Raw genomic sequence first — 2891 nt, 5'->3', positions numbered from 1 at the left:
AGCACTTGTCAGTCCTCCGTCACCTCGCCCGAGCCGCTGACCGACTGGCGCAGTTCGGCGGGGCGGCGGGTCAGGCGGACCTCGCCGCTGCCCGAGACGTCGACCTCGGCCTTGCCGCTGGGGCCGACGCGGACCTCGCCCGAGCCGCTGACGCGGACCTTGGCGTCGTCGACGATCAGCTCGTCCATGCGGGCGTCGCCGGCGCCTGAGACATCGACCGTCACGGCGTCGGTCCGGCCCTGGACCCGCACGTCGGACGAGCCGGTCAGCGTCAGGTCCAGCGACGGCTGGTCATAGCCGCGGATCTTCAGCTCGGTCGGGCCCGACAGGTCGAAGGCCTTCACCGAGGGGGCCTTGATGATGATCTTCAGGGCGTCGGTCTCGCTCCAGCCGCGAATGCCGGTGCGGGTCCAGCGGACATAGCTGCGATCGCCGCGCGGGGCCTCGTCCAGCGTCAGGCGGCCGTTGGAGAAGCGGACACGCTCGACCACGCTCTGGGCGCCTGAGACGGTGATGCCCGGCGTATCGGCCTGCTGGTCGTAGACCACGTCGGCGGGGATGTTGATCGCCAGGCGATCGCCGCCGGTCCATTCGATGGTGCGGGTCGTGTCGGGCGAGACCTGGCCGCGTTCGACGGTGAAGCCGCTGTCGCCGGCCTCGTCGTCGGTGATGACCCAGGTCCAGTCGTGGCGGGCCAGGTCGCGGCCTCCCACGGCGAAGGCGCCGCCGATGCCGACGATGGCCAGGATCAGGCCCGCGCCGGAGATGATGAGCAGATTGCGGATCATGACTGTGTTCTCCTCTCTCTGGCTTTAGGCCTGGGGTTCCAGGGCGGGTTTGATGACGCGGTAGTGCAAGCGGGCGTACCAGACGGTGGCGTCGATCAGCCATTTGGTCAGCAGCGCCATGGTTCCGACCATGAAGATGCCCAGACCCATCAGGCCGACGCCCAGCAGCGCGGCGGCCAGCGCCCCGCCCGGCAGGCCCATGAAGGCGCCAGCCACCATGACGAAGCCGCCGGCGATGAAGACGCCGACCCCGCCCAGCAGCAGGGACAGCACCGTGCCGAAGACGGGCAGGGCGATGGGCAGCAGGATCAGGATGTCGATCGCCCCCAGGCCCAGGATGCCGAATACGGCCCCGGCGGCGGATGAGGCCGACGGCTCCTGACGCCAGCGTTGTGCGCCGGCCTCGGCCTTCAACTCGCGGGACAGGCGATCCGGGTCGCCCAGGGCCTCGGCCACCTCGGCCTCGCTGCGGCCGGCGGCGGCGCCGTCGGCGAAGTGGGCTTCGTAGTCGGCTACGATCTCATTGGCGGTGGCGGCGGGCAGGCCCACCAGGCCGCGTCGCAGTCGCGCCAGGAATTCCGCGCGGTTCATTTGTCCTCTCCCCTGTCAGCTTGGGCGGTCGATTCGGTTCGGGCGCTCTGATCGAGCAAGGCGGGCGTCTCCGCTGGAGCTTCCGCGACGATGACGCTTTCGTCGTCATCGCCGGCGATCAGGGCTTCGACGGCGCGGGCGAAGGCTCGCCACTCGCCGGTCTGGCCGTCCAGGGCGCGGCGGCCCGCGGCGGTCAGGCGATAGTATTTGCGGGACGGGCCGCTGGATGATTCGACCAGATAGGTCTCCACCAGGCCGTCGGTCTGCATCCGCCGCATCAGCGGATAGATGGTGCCTTCTCCCATGCCGATGGCGTCGGACAGGCGGCTGGCGATCTCATAGGCGTAGCTGTCGCGTCGGGCGAGCAGCGCCAGGACGCAGAGCCCCAGCACGCCTTTCTTCAGTTGAATGTCGATGGTGTCGGGCATTCGGTCCCTCTTGGGCGTCCGCTCTTCGGATGTTCAAGGGGTATCGCAAGGTATCTTGTCGTGCAAGGTAGCTGTTCAAACATGACAGCGATTTAATCGACCGCATTTTGTCGAGAGGGCGCCATAGGTGCGCTTGATCGCTTGGCAAGGGCGGTTCGAGCCGATAAGGACCGGCCATGACACGCCGAGGTCCGTCTGGGCCCGGCGACGCTTGCGAATTGCTCGCAAACGTCTGCTGCAGAACGGTTTATGAGGACTTCTCGAATGGGGATGGGCATGCGAGCCATGGCGCGGTTGGGGGGCGGTATCGCCGCGACCGCCCTTGCCGCCATTTTCGCTGCGCCGGCGATGGCGCAGGATCTTTTGGGGCAGCCGGTTCCGGCGGGCCTGGGCCTGCAGACGGCCGCCGCGCCGCTGGCGCACGAGGCTCACTTCTTCCACAACGTCGTGCTGATGCCGGTCATCACCGTGATCTGCGTCTTGGTGCTGGCGCTGCTGGTGTGGATCGCGATCCGCTACAACAAGCGCGCCAACCCGACCCCGGCCAAGTGGAGCCACAATACGGTCATCGAGGTCATCTGGACCGTGGTGCCGGTGTTGATCCTGGTCGGTATCTCCCTGTTCTCGTTCCGCCTGCTGTTCGCCTATCACGACTATCCGGACTCGGACGTCACGGTGAAGATCACCGGCAACCAGTGGAACTGGGGCTATGAATATCCGGACCAAGGCGTGGCCGAGTACATCTCGAACATGCTGCCGGAAGATAAGGCGCCCAAGCATCTGTACCGCCTAGCCGCCGATGAGCCGATGGTGGTTCCGGTCGGTCAGAACGTGCGCCTGCTGATCACCGCTTCGGACGTGATCCACGCCGTCGCCGTGCCGGCCTTCGCCATCAAGGTGGACGCTGTTCCGGGCCGCATGAACGAGACCTGGTTCCGCGCCGAAAAGGAAGGCGACTACTACGGCCAGTGCTCCGAGCTGTGCGGCGTCGACCACGCCTTCATGCCGATCCACGTCAAGGTGGTGAGCCAGGAAGCCTTCGCCGCCTGGGTCGCCTCCAAGGGCGGCTCCATGACCAAGGCCG

Annotated in this window: 3 protein-coding genes and 1 pseudogene; 1 reads left to right on the top strand and 3 read right to left on the bottom strand. The window is 67.2% G+C overall.

Annotated features, from left to right (window positions below; genetic code table 11):
- Positions 1 to 8: 8 nt before the first annotated feature.
- From BDIM_RS12585 to BDIM_RS12575, 3 genes and pseudogenes are all read right to left on the bottom strand, one after another.
- A complete protein-coding gene (locus BDIM_RS12585) occupies positions 9 to 788 on the bottom strand; it encodes a GIN domain-containing protein (protein WP_003165981.1) in 780 nt (259 codons plus the stop codon).
- A 24-nt stretch (positions 789 to 812) separates the two neighbouring features.
- The gene (locus tag BDIM_RS12580) at positions 813 to 1379 is read right to left on the bottom strand and encodes a DUF1700 domain-containing protein (protein ID WP_003165980.1); all 567 of its coding nucleotides are present in this window, start codon (positions 1377 to 1379) and stop codon (positions 813 to 815) included.
- A gap of 116 nt (positions 1380 to 1495) precedes the next feature.
- Positions 1496 to 1807: pseudogene (locus BDIM_RS12575) on the bottom strand (PadR family transcriptional regulator); the annotation flags it as partial.
- Between the two features lie 264 nt (positions 1808 to 2071).
- Between BDIM_RS12575 and coxB the strand changes: the two are divergent.
- A partial coding sequence (gene coxB, locus BDIM_RS12570) for a cytochrome c oxidase subunit II (RefSeq protein WP_050796722.1) occupies positions 2072 to 2891 on the top strand: 820 nt, incomplete at its 3' end.

The organism is Brevundimonas diminuta ATCC 11568 (genome assembly GCF_000204035.1).
Classification (GTDB): Bacteria; Pseudomonadota; Alphaproteobacteria; order Caulobacterales; family Caulobacteraceae; genus Brevundimonas; species Brevundimonas diminuta.
Note: the sequence above shows the minus strand (reverse complement) of the source record. Positions and strands in the feature narration are given on the sequence as shown.